The sequence below is a fragment of the Pseudomonas sp. D3-10 genome (assembly GCF_051132175.1).
Lineage (GTDB): Bacteria > Pseudomonadota > Gammaproteobacteria > Pseudomonadales > Pseudomonadaceae > Aquipseudomonas.
In genome coordinates this window covers 795,001-814,695 of the sequence record NZ_CP071668.1, presented here as the reverse complement: position 1 = coordinate 814,695, position 19,695 = coordinate 795,001, and the positions used below count along the sequence as shown (strand labels likewise).

The window sequence follows — 19,695 nt, the reverse complement described above, 5'->3', positions numbered from 1 at the left end:
TTTCAGGCAAGTCCCGATAGTAGCCCGATTACCGCGAAAGGCCGAACACCTCGATCAGATGCCGCTCATACCGCGCCACATCTTCTTCGATGTTCGGGCGCTTCATCACGTCCACGCACAGGAAGGTCGGCAGAGCGGTCATGCCCAGGAATTGATTGGCCTTGTGGAACGGGAAATACACCGCGTCCACGCCCTTGGCTTCGAAGAAGTCCGTCGGGTCGTCGAAGGCTTGCTGCGGGGCGTTCCAGGTGAGCGACAACATGTATTGCTTGCCCTGTACCAAACCACCGCTGCCGTATTTTTGCGACGCATCGGAACGAGTCCGGCCGTCACTGGCATAGAGGCTACCGTGGCCTTCGGTAAAGACTTCGTCGATGTATTTCTTCACGATCCACGGAGCGCCCATCCACCAGCCGGGCATCTGATAAATGATTACGTCGGCCCAGAGAAACTTGGCGACTTCTTCCTTGATGTCGTAGCCACCGTCGATGAAGGTGGTTTTCACATCAAGGCCGCCTCGGTCCAGGGCGCTGAGCGCGGTGTCGTGAAGGGTGGCGTTGTAGCGACCGTCGGAATGGGCGAATTGCTTACCGCCGTTGAGCAACAGGACTTTTTTCATTGCAAGCCTCATCGATTCCAGGCGTGGCCGCTGGGCCGTCGCTCACTGGAAGATTAAAAAGATGGCGGCAGAGTACCGATGAGACTCGCGTGGAATAAGCACCCGAACGGCAAAACTGTTTTGATCCATACGCACGAATCGCCGCCCGATTGTTGTCTTAAACTCTTACAGTCCTTTAATCCTGGAGCCCGAGCCCTGATGAGTGAATTGCACGGTTTCATCCTGCATGCCAAGACCCGACCGGAAAAAGCCGAAGCCTTCGAAGCCTTGTTCCGCGCTTACGTCGAACCGAGTCGGGCCGAGCCCGGCTGCATCGAGTACCACATGTTGCGGGACCAGCAGGACCCGACGTTGTTCATCTTCTATGAAATCTGGGCATCCCAGGCCGATCTGGATGTGCACTCGAACCTGCCGCATATGAAGCAATTTTTCGAACAACGTATGGATTACCTGGAACGAGACTTCGAGATTCGTCGCGTCGACATGCTCAGCCCCTCTTCGGCTAACCGCTGATCAAAAGATGGCCGCCGAGCACGCCGAGGCCGATGAAAAACACCCGCTTGAACAGCACGGCGCTGAGCCGCTGGCGCAACCATTGCCCCAACCACATCCCCAGCAACGCCGGTATTAGCGCCAGCAGCGACGCGCTCAACTCGCCGCCGCCCAAGGCGCCTCGCCACAACAGCCCGGCCGCCAAGGCCAATGTTGAAACGGTAAATGACAAGCCCAGGGCCTGGACCAGCTCATCTCGGTTCAAGCCCAACGCCTGGAGATAAGGCACCGCTGGAATCACGAACACGCCAGTGGCCGAAGTGATCACACCGGTGAGCAAGCCGCAAAGCGGAGCAAGCCAGCCTTCTTGCCCGACACCGACCCGCAACGTTGGTAGAAACAAGCCGCTCAACGCGTAAACCATCAGCGCGGCGCCCAGTCCCTTTATTGCCCATGCCCCGCCCACCATGCCGATCCACAACGTACCGAATCCGGTGCCGATGAAAATCGCCAGCAGCAGCGGCCACAGCCGCCGTATGAGCGCGCGCAAATGCCCGCCAAACGTCAACTGCCAGACATTGGTCAGTGTCGCCGGAATAATCAACAGCGCTGCAGCCTGCATCGGGGCCATAGCCAGCCCGAGCAAGCCCATGGCGATGGTCGGCAGGCCGAGACCGATCACCCCCTTGACGGTACCGGCCAGCAGGAAGGTGCCAATGACCAGCAACGAAAGGGCCAGACCGAGGTCCTGGTAGAAAGCGAAGAGTGTGTCCATAGGGCTATCGTGCGCCCCGGGCCTTGGTTTTGAAATGTGCCATATACTGAGGGTGCCTCTCTTCCTGCAAGAGGCTGGTAACTTTGGCGATGCTACTGGCGCCATCGCGAGCAAGCTCGCTCCCACAATGGATTGCATTCAAAACTGTGGGAGCGAGCTTGCTCGCGATGACGATAAACCCGGCGCCGCAACACTGAGACAGGAACCCCGGCCATGCACCTCGACTTCACCGACCTGCGCCTCTACCTGAACGTCCTCGACGCTGGCAACATCACCGCCGGCGCGGCCCGCAGCCATTTGTCCCTGGCTGCGGCCAGTGCGCGAATCCGTGCCATGGAGGCGTCCCTGGGCATCGACCTGCTTGAACGCGGGCGACGCGGCGTCACCCCGACGCCGGCCGGCAAGGCGCTGGCCGAACATGCGCGGATCCTGCTGCAACATGCCGAACGCCTCCAGCAGGATCTGGCCGAATACGCCCGAGGCGCGAAAGGCCGGGTGCGGCTGCTCTGCAACACCAGCGCCATGACCGAGTACCTGCCCGAATTGCTCGCCGGTTTTCTCAAGGCCCATCCCAATCTCGACATCGACCTGCAGGAGTTGCCCAGTTCCCGGATCACCCATGCGCTGCGCCAGGGCACAGCGGACCTGGGTATCGTTTCCGACGCGGTGAACACCGATGACCTTCAGGCCTGGCCATTTCGCGACGACCCGCTGGTATTGATCCTACCGACCGGACATTCGCTGGCTGACGGCCGAGCCGTGCGTTTCAGCGAGACCCTCAATCACGACTATATCGGCCTGAACGCCTCCAGCGCCTTGGCGATCCACTTGGAAGAACAGGCCCTGCACATCGGCTCACGCATGCAGATCCGCATTCGCGCCGACAGTTTCGATGGGGTGATTCGCATGGTGGCCCACGGCGCTGGCATCGCTATCGTGCCAAAGGCTGCCATCGACCGGCGACCGTCCGAGCCCGCGTATCGGTGCGTCCCGTTGCAAGAGACCTGGACCCGACGAGCGCTGCTGCTCTGCGCCCGTAACTTCGAAGGTTTGCCGCCCTATGCCAAAGCCCTGGCTCAGCATTTGGCCGAATAATGCGCGCTTCTGGACAGCCCGGTGTCGAGCACAGGCATCTGCCCAGTCCTGCTCCGCGCTAGGGTGCAGCTTCTTTTTTGCCCCTTTTCGGAGCTCACATGACCGCCCCCATCACCGTCCTGCGCGACACCCATCCGCTGCCCGTACTCGATGCCTGCAAATGGGAAAAACTCGAAGGCGATCCGCACACCGTCAACCTCAATGCTTACACCAGCGAAGACGGCAGCAAGATCGTGGGCACCTGGATTTGCACGCCCGGCAAATGGCGTGTGGACTATGTGAAGTGGGAGTACTGCCATTTCCAGGAAGGCTATTGCGTGATCACCCCGGACGGCATGGCGCCGATCCATCTGCGCGCCGGTGACATTTTTGTCGTCGAGCCGGGCATGAAAGGCACTTGGGAAGTGGTCGAGACCGTGCGCAAGTATTTCGTGTTTGCCTGACGTAAAAAAGCCGAGAGACCACCCGACGCGGTCGCTCGGCAAATAACTTCCAGAATGCATCACCCTGTGGCGAGGTGATTTATCCCCTCGCCACAAAAACTTCAGAGCGCCTCAAGTTTTACTGCGGCTTGCGATAGCTGTTAACAATCGCCGAGAAATCCTGGCCGCCCTCGCCCCGCTGGCTCATCGCCTGATATAGCTGCTGCGCCACCGCGCCTAATATCACCGGCTGACGGGCTTGGCGCGCGGCTTCGGTGGCCAGGCCCAAGTCCTTGAGCATCAAGTCCGCGCCGAAACCGCCGGTATAACCGCGCGCCGCTGGTGCCGTTTCGATCACGCCCGGCCATGGGTTGTAGGTATCCGAACTCCAGCACCGCCCGGTCGAGCTGTTGATAATGCCGGCCAGCACCTGGGTGTCGATCCCCAAGGCATCGCCCAGCGCCATGGCCTCGCTGACACCCACCATGGAAATCCCCAGCAGCAGGTTGTTGCAGATCTTGGCGATCTGCCCGGTGCCGACTTCGCCGCAGTGCACGATGTTGCGGCCCATTTGCGCCAGCACCGGTTGCAGGGTGGCGAACAGCTCGTCCGTAGCCCCAACCATGAAGGTCAACGTGCCCGCCGCCGCGCCGCCAGTACCGCCCGAGACGGGCGCATCAGCCATCGCCACTCCTTGCTTCGCAGCGGCGGCCGCCACGTCACGAGCGGTCTGCGGATCGATGGTGCTGCAATCAACGGCCGGCGTATCAGCGGCGATGCCGGCGAGGACGCCGTCCTCACCCAGCCAGACACTGCGTACATGGGCGGCGGCCGGCAGCATGGTAATCACCAGCGCCGCACCCTGGGCCGCATCGCGGGGCGAGGCGCTGATCGTGCCGCCCAACGCCGCCAGTTCGGCCAGCACCGTCTGGTTCAGGTCGAACAGGTTCAGCGAATGGCCGGCCTTGAGCAGGTTGCGCGCCATAGGAGCGCCCATATTACCCAGGCCGATAAATGCGATGTTCATGTCCGGCTCCTTAACGCAGATTGATGGTGGTGTTCACACCGTCATTGACGCTGTCGTCATCGAACCAACGCGCGGTAACGGTCTTGGTCTGAGTGTAGAACTGCACCACCTGTTTGCCGTAAGGGCCAAGGTCGCCAAGCTTCGAACCACGGGAACCGGTGAAGCTGAAGAACGGTACCGGCACCGGGATCGGAATGTTGATGCCCACTTGGCCGACGTCGATTTCGCTCTGGAACTTACGCGCCGCCGCTCCGCTCTGGGTGAACAGGCCGGTGCCGTTGCCGAATGGGTTGGCGTTGACCAGGGCAATGGCCTGATCCAGGGTGTCGACTTCCAGCACCACCAGCACCGGGCCGAAGATTTCTTCGGTGTAGATGCGCATGTCGGTGGTCACGCCGGAAAACAGGGTCGGGCCGACAAAGTTACCTTCCTCGAAACCCGGTACGCTGATTTCCCGTCCGTCGAGCTCCAGCTTCGCGCCTTCCTTCACGCCGCTTTCGATCAATTCAAGGATCCGCGCCTTGGCTCGCTTGGAAATCACCGGGCCGACATCAGTGCCCGGCTCGCTGCCTGCATTGACCTTGAGCTTCTGCGTCAGCGCCTTCAGCTCCGGCAACCATTGCTTGGCCGCGCCCACCATCACCACGACGGAGGTGGCCATGCAACGCTGGCCCGCCGCGCCGAAACCGGCGCCGACCAGAGCGTTGAGGGTTTGCTCGCGATTGGCATCGGGCAACACCACCGCATGGTTCTTCGCGCCCATCATCGATTGCACGCGCTTGCCATGGCGGCCCGCCAAGTCATAGACGTGGGTGCCTACCGCTGTGGAGCCGACGAAGGAAACGGCCTTGATGTCCTTGTGGGTACAAAGCGCATCCACCACGTCCTTGCCGCCGTGCACCACATTGAGAACGCCTGCCGGTACGCCGGCCTCGATGGCCAGTTCCACCAGCAGCATGGTCGACAACGGATCCTGTTCGGACGGCTTGAGCACGAATGTATTGCCGCAGGCGATGGCCATCGGAAACATCCACAACGGGATCATCGCCGGAAAGTTGAACGGCGTGATTCCCGCGCATACCCCGATCGGCTGGCGCAGTGTGTAGGTGTCCACGCCCCCGGCGACGTTCTCGGCGAACTCGCCCATCTGCAGGGTGCCGATGGAACAAGCGTGCTCGACCACTTCAAGGCCACGGAAAATATCGCCTTCGGCATCCGCGATGGTCTTGCCTTGTTCGGCGCTCAGCACCGCGGCGATGCGCTTGGAATGCTCGCGAATCAGGGCCTGGAGCTTGAGCATGATGCGCATCCGCGCACCGATGGGCGTCAGTTTCCAGGTCTGGAAGGCACGCTGGGCAGCGGCGATGGCTGCATCGACTTCCGAGGCCGTGGCAAACGGGACCTTCGCCAGCACCTGTTGGGTAGCCGGGTTGACGATGTCGTGCCATTCGTTGGATCGGGATTCAACCCACTCGCCATCGATCAACAGTTTGACGGTATGCAGGGCAGTGTCGCTGGGCGTGAGGGAAACGTTCATGCTGGCCTCCGGGATTGTTCTTATATAGAGAGCGCTGGTTCAGCTAAGACCAAGACGCACGAGCACGCTTGGTGATGAGACGGTTTATGGAGTATAGATGTGCAAACTTCTAATAAGAACGCACATAAAAACCGGTCCATCATGCAAAAAAACATCACCTCCCTCGGTTCGCTGAACTGGGACGACCTCAAGTTTTTCCTCGAAGTGGCCCGTACCCGCAAGGCCAGCACAGCCGCCAAGCGCCTGGCGGTCGATTACACCACCGTGTCGCGACGCATCAGCTCGCTGGAAGCTTCATTGGGTACGCTGCTGTTCGAAAAATCCCGGACCAACGGTTTTGTCCTGACGGCCGAAGGCCAGCGGTTGCTGGGCTACGCCGAATCGATCGAAAGCACGCTGCACATGGCTTGCGAACAGGTGTCTGGCTCCGGCGTCGCGCTGTCCGGCCATGTGCGCATGGGTTGCACCGAAGGCTTCGGCAGCTTTTTCATCACGCCGCAATTGAGCCACTTCGTCGATGCGTACCCGGCGATTTCAGTGGACATCCTGCCGCTGCCGCACTTCATCAGCCTCTCCAAGCGCGAAGCCGACATTGTCATCGCCCTCGAGCGCCCTGAACATGGCCCGTATGTCTGCTGCAAGCTGTGTGATTACCGGCTGCAGCTCTACGCAACCCAGCACTACCTGGACAACCATCCGCCCATCCACCATCCGGCGGATCTGGGCAAGCATTCGTTCATCAGTTATGTCGACGACCTGGCATTCAGCTCCGAGCTGCTGTACCTGGCCAATGTCTTGCCCGGCGCGCACGCACATCTGCGCAGCACCAGCGTGATCGCGCAGTTCGTCGCTGCGCAGCAAGGTCGGTCGCTGGCAATCCTGCCGTGCTTCCTCGCGGCCCAGGACTCACGCCTGTTGCCGGTGCTGCCAGACGAAATCACCGTTACGCGGCAGTTCTGGATGTACTGCCGGGAGGACTTGAGGAAGCTCAAGCGGATTACGTTGTTGTGGGACTACATCAGGGATGTGACTGAGCAGAACCGGCCATTGCTGATGGGCAACAGCCGGGAGATGGTTTTTGCCGACTAATCGGCGATGACCACGATGGCAACGCGGCGGTTTTCGGTGCGGCCGCTGGCGGTGTCATTGGACGCGACGGGCTGGCTGCTGCCGAGGCCGCGCGACTGGACGTTCTCTTCGCGCATGCCCACGCCGATCAATACTTTACCGACGCTGTCGGCCCGACGTATCGACAGTTGTTCGTTATAGGCTTGGGAGCCTGATGCGTCGGTGTGACCATCGATGCGAACTCGCTCGATACCCGCGCCCAGCAGCGCCTTGCCAATGCGCTCGACAATTTCGGTGCTGGCTGGATTGAGAGTTTCCACATCGCTGCCAAACAGCACTTTGCCTGAGAGGCCGAAGGCCCAGCCCTCCTCCGTCAACTTGAAACCCTGCTCCTTGAGGACGGCGATTTGCGCTGGGGTCAGGCCCTTTTGCGGGGCGGTCTGACACCCAGCGAGGGTAAATACGGTGATCAATAAAAATGCTGCGAACCGCAGCAGAGAAAAACGAGCATTCGAAAGCATGCATTCAGCTCCTGGTTTGAAGTTCCGCGACCGGGTGCTCCGCACCCGCCGTGTGTTGACCGCCTCGGGCGAGGCGTTTGGCCTGGTACATCGCCGCATCGGCGGCGCTGAGCAGCGCACCGGGCGTTGCCCCATGCTCGGGGTAAACGGCAATGCCGATACTGAGGGAGGTCAACACCGAGGCGTTACCTGGCAACTGGATCGGCATTTCCATGCTGGCGATGATTTTTTCGGCGATTCGCTCGGCATCCTCGATCTTGTGCAACGGCGTCAGCAGCACCGCGAATTCGTCGCCGCCCAGGCGTGCCACAAGGTCATCTTCTCGTAACTGAGCCCGCACCCGGGTCGCGACGGCAGTCAACACCGCGTCGCCGGCGGCGTGGCCGAAGTTGTCATTGATGCCTTTGAAGCGATCGCTGTCCAGATACAGGACGGCCACTTGCTCGTCGAGCTTGCTGGCATTGCGCAAGGCGCGGATCAATCGACCTTCGAAAAATGCCCGGTTCGGCAACCCGGTCAGGCTGTCGTGGCTGGCCTGGTGAGCCAAGGTCTCGTTTTCACTTTGCAGGTGGGTCTGCCAGGACTCGAGCTCAGCGAGCAATCCATTGAAGTCATTTCCCAGGTTATCCAGCTCGGCGATGTCGGCCGGGGGAACCCTTCGGTCCAAGGCTCGCTCGCAGCGCGCGGCGTGGGCGACCTCAGCCAAGCTGCGCAACGGTCCAGTGATCGCCCGCAACTGACGTCGCGCCAGATACAGCGCGACCCAGGCACTGACCGCCGTACACACAATGATTCCCGCCAGGCCGCTGAGCAGAAAACGCAACAGACTGCCGCCATGCCCCGCCAGCAGGATCCTGCCGATATTTTGCCCTTGGTGGACGATGGGAAGGCTGATGGGTTTTTCCAGGAACGCCTTGGCGATGTGCATTTCCAGCTCTGAAAGAAGTCCGGTCTCCGGCCGCTGCCAGCGCGCTAACAAGCGGCCCTGCTCGTTGAATACCTGCGCATCGGCCACCTCTTCGGTGGTGGCGATCAAGGCCAGCGCTTCGGTGGCGGCGGCCTCGTCATCGAACACCACTGCCGCTTCCACGGTGTAGTTGATCGAACGGGCGATGAGGTGCAGGTTGTGATCGGCGTAGACACGCAAGGCAAGCACGCCCAGCAATGTAAGGGAAACACTGGCCATGGCGATCGCCACCAGCGCGACGATCAAATGACCGCGACCGATGACCGACCCCAACGTGGGACGAATTCGTGGTTTTGACGAACTCATGGGGCGGCAGGCCTGCGGCGTGATAGTTGGAGGACACTGGGATGGATGCGCACGCCACTACGGGCGACCGAGTCGAGATTGACCTCGAACGACACTTGCTCATCACCGACCCGCAGGCAAAACAGACTGCCCACGGTGCATTCATCCCCGCCCTCGCTGATGCTCAACACAGGTTGGCCAATCAGCGAAGCAAACAGACGGGAGCGTTCAGCAGTGCTCAGATTGCCGATATAGACGGCGTTGCAGTCAGCGGTGATGCTCGGATAATCAGCCAGCACACGCTGCACGGTCACGGGGCGACCGGTCGCCTGGGTGGTGCCTTTGACGAGGTCATCGGTATATTGGGTGGGGCCGACGATACACAGTTGCAGTTGCGTTGGCTCGACCGGCCACCGCGCATAACTGAGAATGCCTAATACAACCTGGGTGACCGCCTCGGCTCGCTGGTCGGCTCGAGTAACAGCCGGCGGGTCCTGGGCAATGACCGCAGGCGACAGCAGCCACAAAAGAAAGGCAAGCAAATAATGCCTGCAATCCTTGCTGCGCACCGCCTCCCGTCCCACCGCCGTCATGAATGATCTCTTGTTGTAGATAAGAGCCGGAACGATAGCACAGTGTCAAAAAGCCAGCGAGACAGTGTCCTACAAAGAGTTCCGACAAAAAACAGGCATTAGCGCAAGCAACGCACTGGCACACCAAAACCGATCATTGCGTCACCTTACTCCCATTCCAACATCAAGCCGCTCAAGCGCTTGACCTTGCGTTGCACCGCCTCTTCGAAAATTCCCGCGCGTGGCTCTATCAGACTGAACCATTGTTTGGCCCGGGTGATAGCGGTGTACACCAATTCCTTGGTCAGTACAGGATTCAGTGCATCCGGAAGGATCAACGCCGTGTGAGTGAACTCCGAGCCTTGGGATTTATGCACGGTCATGGCGTATACGGTTTCCACATCGTTCAATCGGCTGGGCAGCACAAAACGCACGCCACCTCGGCCGTCGTTACGAGGAAATGCAACCCGCAGCACCTGTTTTCCGGCGTCCGGTCCGTCACGCTCAGGCAACCTGAGGGCAATGCCGATATCGCCATTCATCAATCCCAACCCGTAATCATTGCGCGTCATCAATACCGGACGCCCCTCATACCAAAGCTGGTCATTGTCGATCAGCCGCGCCTTGAGCAGCGCGGCAGTGATCCGTTGGTTCAACCCTTCGACACCCCACGGGCCTCTGCGCACCGCGCAAAGCAACTGGAATTCGTCAAACGCCGACAAGACCTCCCGAGCCCAATCATTCCAGCAATCGTCTTCCAGCGGGCGGGAGGCCGCCGGACGCCGTTGCCGCAAGACGCTCAGATAATGCCGATATCCCTGCGGCCCGGAGGCTTGGCCATCCAGCAGCAAACGTTCCAGCGCAGTATCGTGTTCGCCTTTCAACGCCAACGTGGACAGATCGGGGTATTGGCCCTTGCGCAATAGGTTCCGCGCCTGCTCCGGCTGTTGTCCATTGACCAGGCGGGCCAACTGGCCAATCCCACTGCCCTCGCCGAAACGCCGGGAATGCCTGAGCATGACCACTTGCTGGGCGAGGGGGTGAGTACCTTCGAGGTCCTGCTTCAGGTCACTTGTCATCAGGTTTTCGCCGCTGACGGATTCGAGCCACGCCAGAGTCTGTGGGCTATACCAACCCTCTTCGGCATCGCGGCACAAATCGCCAAGCACCGCGCCGGCTTCGACCGAAGCCAACTGGTCCTTGTCCCCCAGCAATACCAAACGCGCATGGGACGGCAACGCATCCAACAGATTGGCCATCATCTCCAGATCAATCATCGAAGCCTCATCGATGACCAGCACATCCAGTGGCAGGCGATTGCCTGCATGATGACGAAAATGACGGGTACCGGGACGACTGCCCAGCAGGCGATGGACCGTGGTGACTTCGCAGGGAATGCGTTCACGCACGGCATCGGTGACGTCCAGCGTGCGAACCTGTTGGCTGATGGACTCGGTCAGGCGTGCCGCCGCCTTGCCGGTGGGCGCGGCCAGACGAATGCGCAGCGGCTTACCTGCTTCGACAGCGGGTGCCTGCAACAAGGCGAGCAGACGCACGACCGTGGTGGTCTTGCCGGTGCCGGGGCCGCCCGTGACGATACTGAACGCGCTTCGGGTCGCGAGCGCGCAGGCCAGTTTCTGCCAGTCGACCGGCCCCGTCGCGCTGGCCGGACCAAACAGCCCGGCCAGGCGCTCATCCAAGTCATCAGGCACCGCTCCGTGGTCGGCCAGCCGTTGACGCAACGCATCGTCGATTCGTCGCTCGTAGCCCCAGTAGCGACGCAGATAAAGACGTTTACCGGCGAGTACCAGCGGCCGTTGTCGTGCCTGCTCACGCTCGTCGCCTGCCAGGGCGACCAGCGGGCTGGAAGCCAGTACTTTGCACCAGTCGGCACCATCGAGTGTCTGCAAAACCTGCGACGGCAATAGCATCACGCCGGGCTGCAGGTCTCCCTCCGGTGGCAAGGACAACGCAAAATCCGGCTCCTTGAGTGTTTCGAACAGATCCAGGCAGACATGCCCGTGCCCCAATTGATGGCTGGCAAGGGCCGCGGCAAGCAACACCAGCGGGTCGTCTTCTGGGCACAGTTCATGGAGGAACGCCACGAATGCCCTGTCCAAGGCTCGCAGCCAACCGCGCTCCACCCAGCGAGTCAGCAGCAGCAACAGGTCGTCCACGTCGCTCAAGGGCGCCAAATCCACCAGGCTCTCGTCGTCGGAATTCTTGGGAAGCAGGTCCGCAAAAGAACGACTCATAACAGTTCTCCCTGCACCCAAGCCGGCTCCGCCTTGGGCTCGGGCATTCCTTGGAACAGGCGATCCAGTTGCTCTATCAAGGCGCGCGCAGGCTTGGTGAAGTAGACACCCTGGCTGGCAGCGCGTGTGCCACGAAGGAATATATACAGCGCGCCGCCAACATGCTTGTCGTAGTCATAGTGGGGCAAGCGCGCCTTGAGCTGGCGGTGCAAGGCCAACAGGTACAGCACGTATTGCAAGTCGTAGCGGTTATCCAGGATCGATTGCTCCATGGCCTGCATGGTGTAGGCGGCGTCGTCCAATCCCAGCCAGTTGGACTTGTAATCGGCCACATAATATCGACCGTCGTGCTCGAAGGTCAGGTCTATGAAACCCTTGAACATGCCATTGAGCAATACCGGTTCCGCAGCGACACGAGCCACGCCGTCATGGGTGAATCGGCAAACCAGATCATCGAGCTTGAGCACATCGACCTTGTGGCTGGCGAACCAGAATTCCATTTCCACTTGGAACCGGGTCAAGTCTTCCAGCACCACCGGCGCTTGGCCGCCGCCAATACACAGAGGCGTTTTGATCAGGTGCAACAACCAGTCGCCAAGGGTTTTGATCCAGCCATTCCAACCCCGGCGGTTGCAGCGTCGGGCAATGGCATCCTCAATGATGGCTGGCGCCGTCGGGAATCCTTCGCCGGCAGCCCACTCCAGGAGCCCATGCAGGAAGGTACCGGGGTTGGGGCCACGGGGAAAACGGTGGATGTCACCACCCGCAGCCGCAACTTCCCGCGGGGCGTCTGGGTCGAGTCGCTCATCATCGAACAGTTTCTGGGCTTGGGGATTTTCCGGTGCGGTGTCACCGCCCACGTTGAGGCTGTCGCCGAAACGCAACGCACTGTAGGAAGCAATCCACCAGTTCTCGCTGGCTTTGCGCAACGGAATCAAGGGTTCAAGCAATACCGCGTCGTTGCGTGCGGGTCGGTAGTGCTCGTCGCTGGGCTGGGGCATATCCAGGCAGCTCACCGCCTGGCTGCCTTGCCGCAGGTCTTCCAACCAACGTCTGAGCTCTACCGACTCGTTCAACGGAGCACCACCACCCAACAGATAGCCCAGGGCAGACAAATGTAGAATCGAGCGGTTATTACTGCCGCGCTTGAGATCGGCGACACCCAGCCAGCAGGCGTGCTGGGCACGGGTAAGTGCCACGTACAAAAGACGCAGATCCTCTGCCAGACGCTCGTCATCGGCCTTGGCGATCAATTCCGGGGTCGGGGCGAGACTGATCTGCGCCTGGCCGCGCTCATCGTGGTAATGCAGCGGAAGTCGACTGCCATCCACCGGCTTCGTCGAGCATATGAACGGGAGGAACACCAGGGGGTATTCAAGTCCCTTGGACTTATGGATCGTCACTACCTTGACCAACTGCTCGTCGCTTTCGAGGCGAAGGATCTGCTCTTCTCCCGCCTGCCCGGTCATGGCCAGATGCTCGGCCAGGTAACGAATCATGGCTTGCTCGCCATCCAGCTCGACGGCGGCCTGCTGCAACAACTCACAAAGGTGCAGCAGGTTGGTCAGCACCCGCTCGCCGTCATCACGTGCCATCAGGGACTGAGGCAATTTGAAGTCGTGCAACAAGCGCCTCAGCATCGGCAGCACACCTTGCGCGCGCCAGACCATCCGATAGCCCCGGAATTGCATCACACGGCTTTCCCACGCCAACTCATCCTGGTTCAGGCGCTCAAGCTCTGTGAGCGGCAGGTTCAACGTAGTGCTGGCCAGGGCTGTGCGCAGCAGTCGCTCCACATCCGGCTCGGCACATGCCTTGAGCCAGGTCAGCAAATCCCTTGCTTCCTGGGAAGCAAATACCGAGTCCTTGTCTGATAGATAGACACTGCGCACGCCTCGTGCGGACAACTCGCCGCGCACGGCCTGCGCTTCCTTGCCATCGCGCACGAGAATGGCGATGTCGGCCGGCAGAAGACCACGAAGCATTTCCCCATCATGGAAAAAGCCATCGCGCCCCGACTGTCCGCCGTTGAGCAGCGCAGTGATTTCGCTGGCGCAGGCTGCAGCCATCTGCTGCCGATACACCGCTCCGGAAACTGGCTGGTCAGAGACCAGGTGCCAAACATTAAGGGCAGCGACAGTCTGCCCCGAAACCCGCAAGCTCTCTTTGCGCCCTTGGGACTCGACGGGCAGGAACGGCACGGGATTCCCACCCGATGGCTCGCGGAACAGGAAAGCCCCTCGCCCCTGCTGACGCGCCTCGGCATGTTGGAAAACCTGATTCACCGCGCCGACCATGGCATGGCTGGAGCGGAAGTTTGTCCCCAGCGTATGCAACCGGCCAGCGGTGGCTTCCCTGGCGCGCAGGTAGGTATAGATATCGGCGCCGCGAAACGCATAAATGGCCTGCTTCGGATCACCGATCAGGAACAGCCCGCTTTGCGGATTGTTGTCTTCAATGCGATAGATGCTTTCGAAGATTCGGTACTGGATCGGATCGGTGTCCTGGAATTCATCGATCAGCGCCACTGGGAACTGCTCGCGAATCAGGCTAGCCAGCCGCTCCCCGCCTTCAGCCTGCAACGCCGCGTCCAGGCGCAGCAGCATGTCGTCGAAACCCATTTCAGCCCGGCGCCGTTTCTCCGCTTCGAAGCGTGTCCCGACCCATTGCGCGGCATGCTGCAACACCGCCGCGTCCGGGGTGGGCAGGGCGTCCAGGCTGGCCTTGAGGCCCGACATCGCATCCAGCCCGGGATGACTGGGCACATCGCCTTTCCAGGCCTCGGCCATGCCCTCGGGCGTCAGCCGTGTGAAGCCGGTGCCAATGTCCAGCAGCTCGAGACTTTCGTCCTCGACCCAGGCCGTGATCTTCTGGAACCAGGGTTCGAAATAGCGAGCCTGCATCTTGCGTCCGTCGACGCTTTTATTGGCAACGCCCTGCTGGCAGATTTCCAACAACTCCACGGCCCATTGTCGCCAAGGAGCCTTGAGGTCGAGCAATGCCGCGCTGCGTTCCTGAAGGGATGCGACGATCAGCTCGGCCGGCTCGATCCCCTGCGCCTCACCTCGAGAACTGGAAAACAAACCCCTTACCCGGGGCAGCAGGGCGGCAGGCCCGCCCCAGTGAGCCCGCACCCAGTGCAGCGCTTCACCTTGCATCGAATAGCAGAACAGGCGCCAGTAGTCGCGCAGCACCTCTGCGAGCAACTCGCTGTGATCGGTTTCCAGGGTTTGCGTAAACAGGCTGCCACTGTCGAAGGCATGCTCGCGAAGCATTCGCTGACACCAGCTATGGATAGTCGAAACGGCCGCTTCGTCCATCCATTGCGCGGCTATATCGAGCCGGTTCGCGCAGGCTCCCCATTGCCCTTCCCCGAACTCATCACGCAACGAGGCAATCAACGAGTCCGGGGCGGGAATCTCATCGCGAAAAAAACGCGCCGCTTCCGCCAGGCGCGTACGGATACGCTCCCGCAGTTCCTTGGTCGCGGCATCGGTGAAGGTCACTACCAGAATCTGCGGAGGAAGCAGCTCGCGGTCAAACCGCGTCTGCGGGTCGCCATGCCCTAACACCAGGCGCAAATACAACGCCGAAATGGTAAAGGTTTTCCCGGTACCGGCACTGGCCTCGATCAATTGACTGCCACGTAGCGGGAAGGCCAGGGCCAAGGGAGTTTTCCGGCTCATGGATGTACGTCCTCGCTCACCAGTGAGCGCCAAGGCGCTTCGAGTAGCGGCCGATAAACCGCATCACACCAGTCGGGAAATGTTTCGTCAGCGACCAGCGCATTGAAGTCGGGGTATTGCCGTGCCAGGGCAGGGCTTTCCCGGCGCTCCCCCTCAAACGTCAGCCCGTCACCTTCGTAGGCTTTGCGAGCCGCCGCCAGGGCTTTCTCCGGGTCGCTTTGGTCGAGCCAGGCGAACGCGGTCTTCACCGCGATTGGCAAGGGTTGGCGCATACCAGCCCGCCAGGCTTGCAGCAGGTCGCCAAGGACCTGGCGCGCTACGGTTTCGTCAAAAGGGGCGAGCAGCAAGCTGTCATCACTGGCGACCAACGCCGTAGTCATCGAAAGCCCACTGGCGCAGGCTACAAGATGGTTGACCCAGACCCGTATCAGTCGATGCCATTTGCGGGTCTTGGTAGATCCGATGCTGTTGGGGATAGCGGTAATGGCGAGGACCGAGCCATCGCCTCGCTGATGCAGGCCGCTAAGCCATCCTTCTACGCTGACATCGTGTATACGAAGGCTGACGGGGACGGCGCTGGTCAGTGGAGTGGGCCATGAAGACAGGAGCTGCTGGTAGCGCTGCAGCAGGTCAGGCAACGGCTCGATCAACTCGCGCTGCAGGCTTTCACCGAAACCCGCCATGGGCAGCAGGCCACTGTTCTGTAACCGCTTGGCGTGCGCCGCCAACGCCAGGTCCGATTGGTCGAGGCGAACAAGGGCGGCCTCGAGCAGGCTGTCGCTCAAGCTGTAGCGCTGCAGGGCATCAAGAACGAAAGGTTCGTCATCGGCCAGGGGGGCTTCGAAAGTCTCGAAGAACACCTTGAGTCGCTGGCTGAAGAAATGACGAACAGGATTGCGCAGAAAATCCTGCAACTGAGCGATCCCCAATGGCTCTTCCTGGGCATAGGGCTCCAACATTGCAGGCAGCGCGCTGTGTTCTTGGGCCTCGTGAAGCGAACGCCATTCACCGGCATAGCTGAACAGCCCGTCACCCTGATAAAAGTACCGGGCGCTGAACGGCTGCAAAGGATGCTCCTGAGTCAACGCCTCGAGTAGACCCTCATCACCATTTGCCAACCGCCACCCACTGGCAAGATGATCACGCAACTGGCCGATCAAGACCGATGCCGGCCGATCGCTGTTGTCACGAATACTGCGACCGACCCAACTGATGTAGAGCTTTTCCCGGGCAGAAAGCAGCGCTTCCAACAGTAGGTACCGATCGTCCTCGCGCCGGGAACGATCGCCTGGGCGGTAATCGCTGCCCATGAGGTCGAAATCCAGCGGTGGCTGAGCTCGTGGATAGTCGCCGTCATTCATTCCCAGCAAACAAACCAGCTTGAAGGGTATCGCTCGCATCGGCATCAACGTACAAAAATTGACCGCTCCGGCGAGGAAACGTTGGGACAACTTCCCCTGATCCAGTCCGGTCAGCCAGGCTTCCCTGACAACCGTCAAAGGAAGCTCATCCTCCAGCCCGACCGAATCGCAGGTTTCCAGCCAGGTTTCACGCAGGTCCTCGAGTTGGGCCAGCAGATAATCGTCGTGCTCGTTGCTTGCCAGGAAGAACAATTGCATCAAGTCATGCAGACGCGCCCCCCATTCCTTGGGAGAGGTTGGCTGGCTCAGCTCCCGGTAAGCGACTTCCAGCGCATCCAGCAAAGCCACCAGCGGACCGATCAAAGCCGCATCGAGGCCACCGATTTCGTCATAGGGCTCGATGCCCTCGTAAGCCTCTGAATCGCCAACCGCATACCCCAGCAACATGCGACGCAGGCCGAAACGCCAGCTGTTCTGCTCAAGCTCTGCGGGCAAACCCAAACTGGCGCGATGTCGGGCATTCATCCCCCAGCGAATGCCTGCTCCCTCAATCCAGCGGTGCAGTGTCGGCAAGTCGGCCTCATTGATGCCAAACCGCTCGCGCAACGCTGGCACGTCCAGCAGATCGAGAATCTCGCTGACCGGAAACCGACTATCCGGGAGCCTGAGCAAATGCTCGACGGCGATGAGCAAAGGGTCACGGCCACGCTGGCCCTGATCTGTCAGGGTGAAGGGGATGAAACGAGGGTCACCCCGATCAAGCTGGCCAAACACGGCGCGGATATGCGGCGTATAACTGTCGATATCAGGGACCATGACGATGATATCCCGGGGACGCAGGGACGAATCCTTGCTGAAGTGCGCAAGCAATTGATCATGAAGGATCTCAACTTCACGCTGGGCACTGTGGGCCACATGGAAACGGATCGACTCGTCTTGTTGCGTATCGACTGAAGGCCAGTGTTGCCGGGTTTCATCCAAGGGGCGCAATTCCAGGATATCGTCCTGCAACTGACTAAGAAGGGTCGTGGGATTACCGTCGCTGAACAGATCGATACGCCCTTCGCGAAATACCGAGCGATAGGTGTTTGGATCATCATAGCTGTCGAGAAGGTTGATGTAGTCGCGCCCTTGCTTTCCCCAGGCAGCCAACAGCGGATGTGCATGCTGATGCAAAGTCTGCGAATCCAGGACATTTGGCATGCCGCTTTTTCGTGCCTGCCGTTTGTATTGGTGACGAAGCAGGTCCTTGTCGGCGACGATGTCCGCCCAATGGTAACGACAGGGGTTGTGAACACACAGTAAAACCTGGCTGAACCGTGAAAGACCGGCCAGGGCCTCAAGCGCTTGGGCTGGCAGTGAAGAAATACCGAACACGATTACGCGAGCCGGTAGGCCTTCGGGAGCGGCTTCAAGGTGATTGATGCGCTCAAGATAGCGCTGGTGAACGCCGGCACGGCTTTGAGCCATGCCCTCTTCACCCACATCCAACAGCAGCGCTCGCCACAGCTCCGCTTGCCAGCAATTTGCCGGCGCGAGCGGCTTTGTTTCACCACGCACGCTCCTTGTCTGGTGCCGTCCCTGCGCCCAATCTTCAAGCCAGTCGGCTCGGTACACCTGATACTGGTCGAAAAGATCAGCCAGACGCTCGGACAATTGGTAGCGCTTACGTAAATCAGTGTCGTCAGACAGGAAACGTCGCAACGGTTCGAAATGAGGCTGTTCAATTAGCTGCGGCAGGAGACGCATCAGCCTCCATGTGAGCGGCGCCTTATCCAGTAAGGATTTAGCCGGAATTTCATCACGGCCAAGCACCATTCGATAGAGCTGCCACATGAAACTGCCGGGCAGCTGCACCTCGATGGCAGCCGCAATTCCGCAGCCGCCACTGTCATCGTCTTCAGGATCTTCAGCCAGTGCCAGCTTCAGCCATTGGGCGATGCCGTTGCTTTGAACGAGGGCGATTTCATTTTCAAGAGGGCCTAGCGGATAGCGTCGCATCAGGCTGATAACCAGGCTGCGCAACTCATCAAGGCGATTCCCATGAACCACCATGAAAGCAGGGCTGAGGGACGTCGCGTCCGGCATAAAGGCATCCTTGAAAAGTGCAAAAGCTAGGGCAGAACCTTAGCACTGTCGGTGGGCTGTGGCAGCCGGGAGCTGTCCGCGCTTATCGTAAGAACTTTCCTGCGGGCAAAACAAAACCCCTACCTGCATCAGCAGATAGGGGTTTCGGAATTTAATCTTGACGATGACCTACTCTCACATGGGGAAACCCCACACTACCATCGGCGATGCATCGTTTCACTTCTGAGTTCGGGATGGGATCAGGTGGTTCCAATGCTCTATGGTCGTCAAGAAATTCGGTAGCCAGCGCGTGCCTTGCGGTCACGTTCCAGCGAATGGGTATGTGATAGCGTGTTGCTTGTGAGTATCTCGAACTTTCGGTTCGTTTCGTCTTCACAACACCGCAATCTGGCCTCTTTCGAGTCTACAAATTGCTTGGGTGTTATATGGTCAAGCCTCACGGGCAATTAGTACAGGTTAGCTCAACGCCTCACAGCGCTTACACACCCTGCCTATCAACGTCGTAGTCTTCGACGGCCCTTCAGGGAGCTCAAGGCTCCAGTGAGATCTCATCTTGAGGCAAGTTTCCCGCTTAGATGCTTTCAGCGGTTATCTTTTCCGAACATAGCTACCCGGCAATGCCACTGGCGTGACAACCGGAACACCAGAGGTTCGTCCACTCCGGTCCTCTCGTACTAGGAGCAGCCCCTCTCAAATCTCAAACGTCCACGGCAGATAGGGACCGAACTGTCTCACGACGTTCTAAACCCAGCTCGCGTACCACTTTAAATGGCGAACAGCCATACCCTTGGGACCGGCTTCAGCCCCAGGATGTGATGAGCCGACATCGAGGTGCCAAACACCGCCGTCGATATGAACTCTTGGGCGGTATCAGCCTGTTATCCCCGGAGTACCTTTTATCCGTTGAGCGATGGCCCTTCCATAC

Annotated in this window: 14 protein-coding genes and 2 rRNA genes (1 of these 16 only partly in view); 4 read left to right on the top strand and 12 right to left on the bottom strand. The window is 60.0% G+C overall.

The annotated features are described in order from the left end of the window. Positions 1-28: 28 nt before the first annotated feature. Positions 29-619: an NAD(P)H-dependent oxidoreductase gene (locus J3P90_RS03455; RefSeq protein WP_434675831.1), complete on the bottom strand. Its 591-nt coding sequence runs from the start codon at positions 617-619 to the stop codon at positions 29-31. 198 nt (positions 620-817) lie between these two features. Between J3P90_RS03455 and J3P90_RS03450 the strand changes: the two genes are divergently transcribed. Continuing rightward, positions 818-1,132, top strand: a complete 315-nt coding sequence (locus J3P90_RS03450) for a putative quinol monooxygenase (RefSeq protein ID WP_420765639.1) — start codon at positions 818-820, stop codon at positions 1,130-1,132. On the opposite strand, the gene J3P90_RS03445 is transcribed toward J3P90_RS03450, so the two are convergent. Next, the gene (locus J3P90_RS03445; RefSeq protein ID WP_434627941.1) at positions 1,122-1,886 is read right to left on the bottom strand and encodes a sulfite exporter TauE/SafE family protein; all 765 of its coding nucleotides are present in this window, start codon (positions 1,884-1,886) and stop codon (positions 1,122-1,124) included. The genes J3P90_RS03450 and J3P90_RS03445 overlap by 11 nt on opposite strands. Before the next feature lie 213 nt (positions 1,887-2,099). Here J3P90_RS03445 and J3P90_RS03440 point away from each other — a divergent pair, with 213 nt between their 5' ends. Continuing rightward, entirely contained in the window at positions 2,100-2,981 is an 882-nt protein-coding gene (locus J3P90_RS03440) for a LysR family transcriptional regulator (protein WP_420765641.1), read from the top strand. A gap of 98 nt (positions 2,982-3,079) precedes the next feature. Continuing rightward, entirely contained in the window at positions 3,080-3,424 is a 345-nt protein-coding gene (locus tag J3P90_RS03435; protein ID WP_434675830.1) for a cupin domain-containing protein, read from the top strand. A gap of 118 nt (positions 3,425-3,542) precedes the next feature. On the opposite strand, the gene mmsB is transcribed toward J3P90_RS03435, so the two are convergent. Further along, complete coding sequence (gene mmsB, locus J3P90_RS03430) at positions 3,543-4,430, bottom strand: 3-hydroxyisobutyrate dehydrogenase (RefSeq protein WP_434607911.1); 888 nt, start codon at positions 4,428-4,430, stop codon at positions 3,543-3,545. 10 nt (positions 4,431-4,440) lie between these two features. After that, positions 4,441-5,967 carry a CoA-acylating methylmalonate-semialdehyde dehydrogenase gene (locus J3P90_RS03425; protein ID WP_434675829.1) on the bottom strand — a complete coding sequence of 509 codons (1,527 nt, stop codon included), beginning with the start codon at positions 5,965-5,967 and terminating at the stop codon, positions 4,441-4,443. Between the two features lie 141 nt (positions 5,968-6,108). Between J3P90_RS03425 and J3P90_RS03420 the strand changes: the two genes are divergently transcribed. Continuing rightward, entirely contained in the window at positions 6,109-7,056 is a 948-nt protein-coding gene (locus J3P90_RS03420; protein ID WP_434564152.1) for a LysR family transcriptional regulator, read from the top strand. On the opposite strand, the gene J3P90_RS03415 is transcribed toward J3P90_RS03420, so the two are convergent. The 8 genes from J3P90_RS03415 to J3P90_RS03380 all read right to left on the bottom strand — a co-directional run. Continuing rightward, positions 7,053-7,556, bottom strand: coding sequence for an OmpA family protein (locus tag J3P90_RS03415; protein ID WP_420765644.1), 504 nt, complete (start codon positions 7,554-7,556; stop codon positions 7,053-7,055). The genes J3P90_RS03420 and J3P90_RS03415 overlap by 4 nt on opposite strands. 4 nt (positions 7,557-7,560) lie before the next feature. Next, on the bottom strand, positions 7,561-8,829 hold the full coding sequence (locus tag J3P90_RS03410) for a diguanylate cyclase domain-containing protein (RefSeq protein ID WP_420765645.1): 1,269 nt from the start codon (positions 8,827-8,829) through the stop codon (positions 7,561-7,563). Next, complete coding sequence (locus J3P90_RS03405; RefSeq protein ID WP_434560807.1) at positions 8,826-9,401, bottom strand: YfiR family protein; 576 nt, start codon at positions 9,399-9,401, stop codon at positions 8,826-8,828. Before J3P90_RS03405 ends, J3P90_RS03410 begins: the two co-directional genes overlap by 4 nt. Positions 9,402-9,547: 146 nt before the next feature. Further along, a complete protein-coding gene (recD, locus tag J3P90_RS03400) occupies positions 9,548-11,635 on the bottom strand; it encodes an exodeoxyribonuclease V subunit alpha (RefSeq protein ID WP_434607918.1) in 2,088 nt (695 codons plus the stop codon). Continuing rightward, complete coding sequence (recB, locus tag J3P90_RS03395; protein ID WP_434675828.1) at positions 11,632-15,321, bottom strand: exodeoxyribonuclease V subunit beta; 3,690 nt, start codon at positions 15,319-15,321, stop codon at positions 11,632-11,634. The genes recD and recB overlap by 4 nt, the downstream gene beginning before the upstream one ends. Then, on the bottom strand, positions 15,318-18,770 hold the full coding sequence (recC, locus tag J3P90_RS03390; protein ID WP_434675827.1) for an exodeoxyribonuclease V subunit gamma: 3,453 nt from the start codon (positions 18,768-18,770) through the stop codon (positions 15,318-15,320). Before recC ends, recB begins: the two co-directional genes overlap by 4 nt. A gap of 155 nt (positions 18,771-18,925) precedes the next feature. Next, positions 18,926-19,041: ribosomal RNA gene (gene rrf / locus J3P90_RS03385) — 5S ribosomal RNA — on the bottom strand. 154 nt (positions 19,042-19,195) lie between these two features. Further along, positions 19,196-19,695: ribosomal RNA gene (locus J3P90_RS03380) — 23S ribosomal RNA — on the bottom strand (it continues 2,392 nt past the right edge of the window).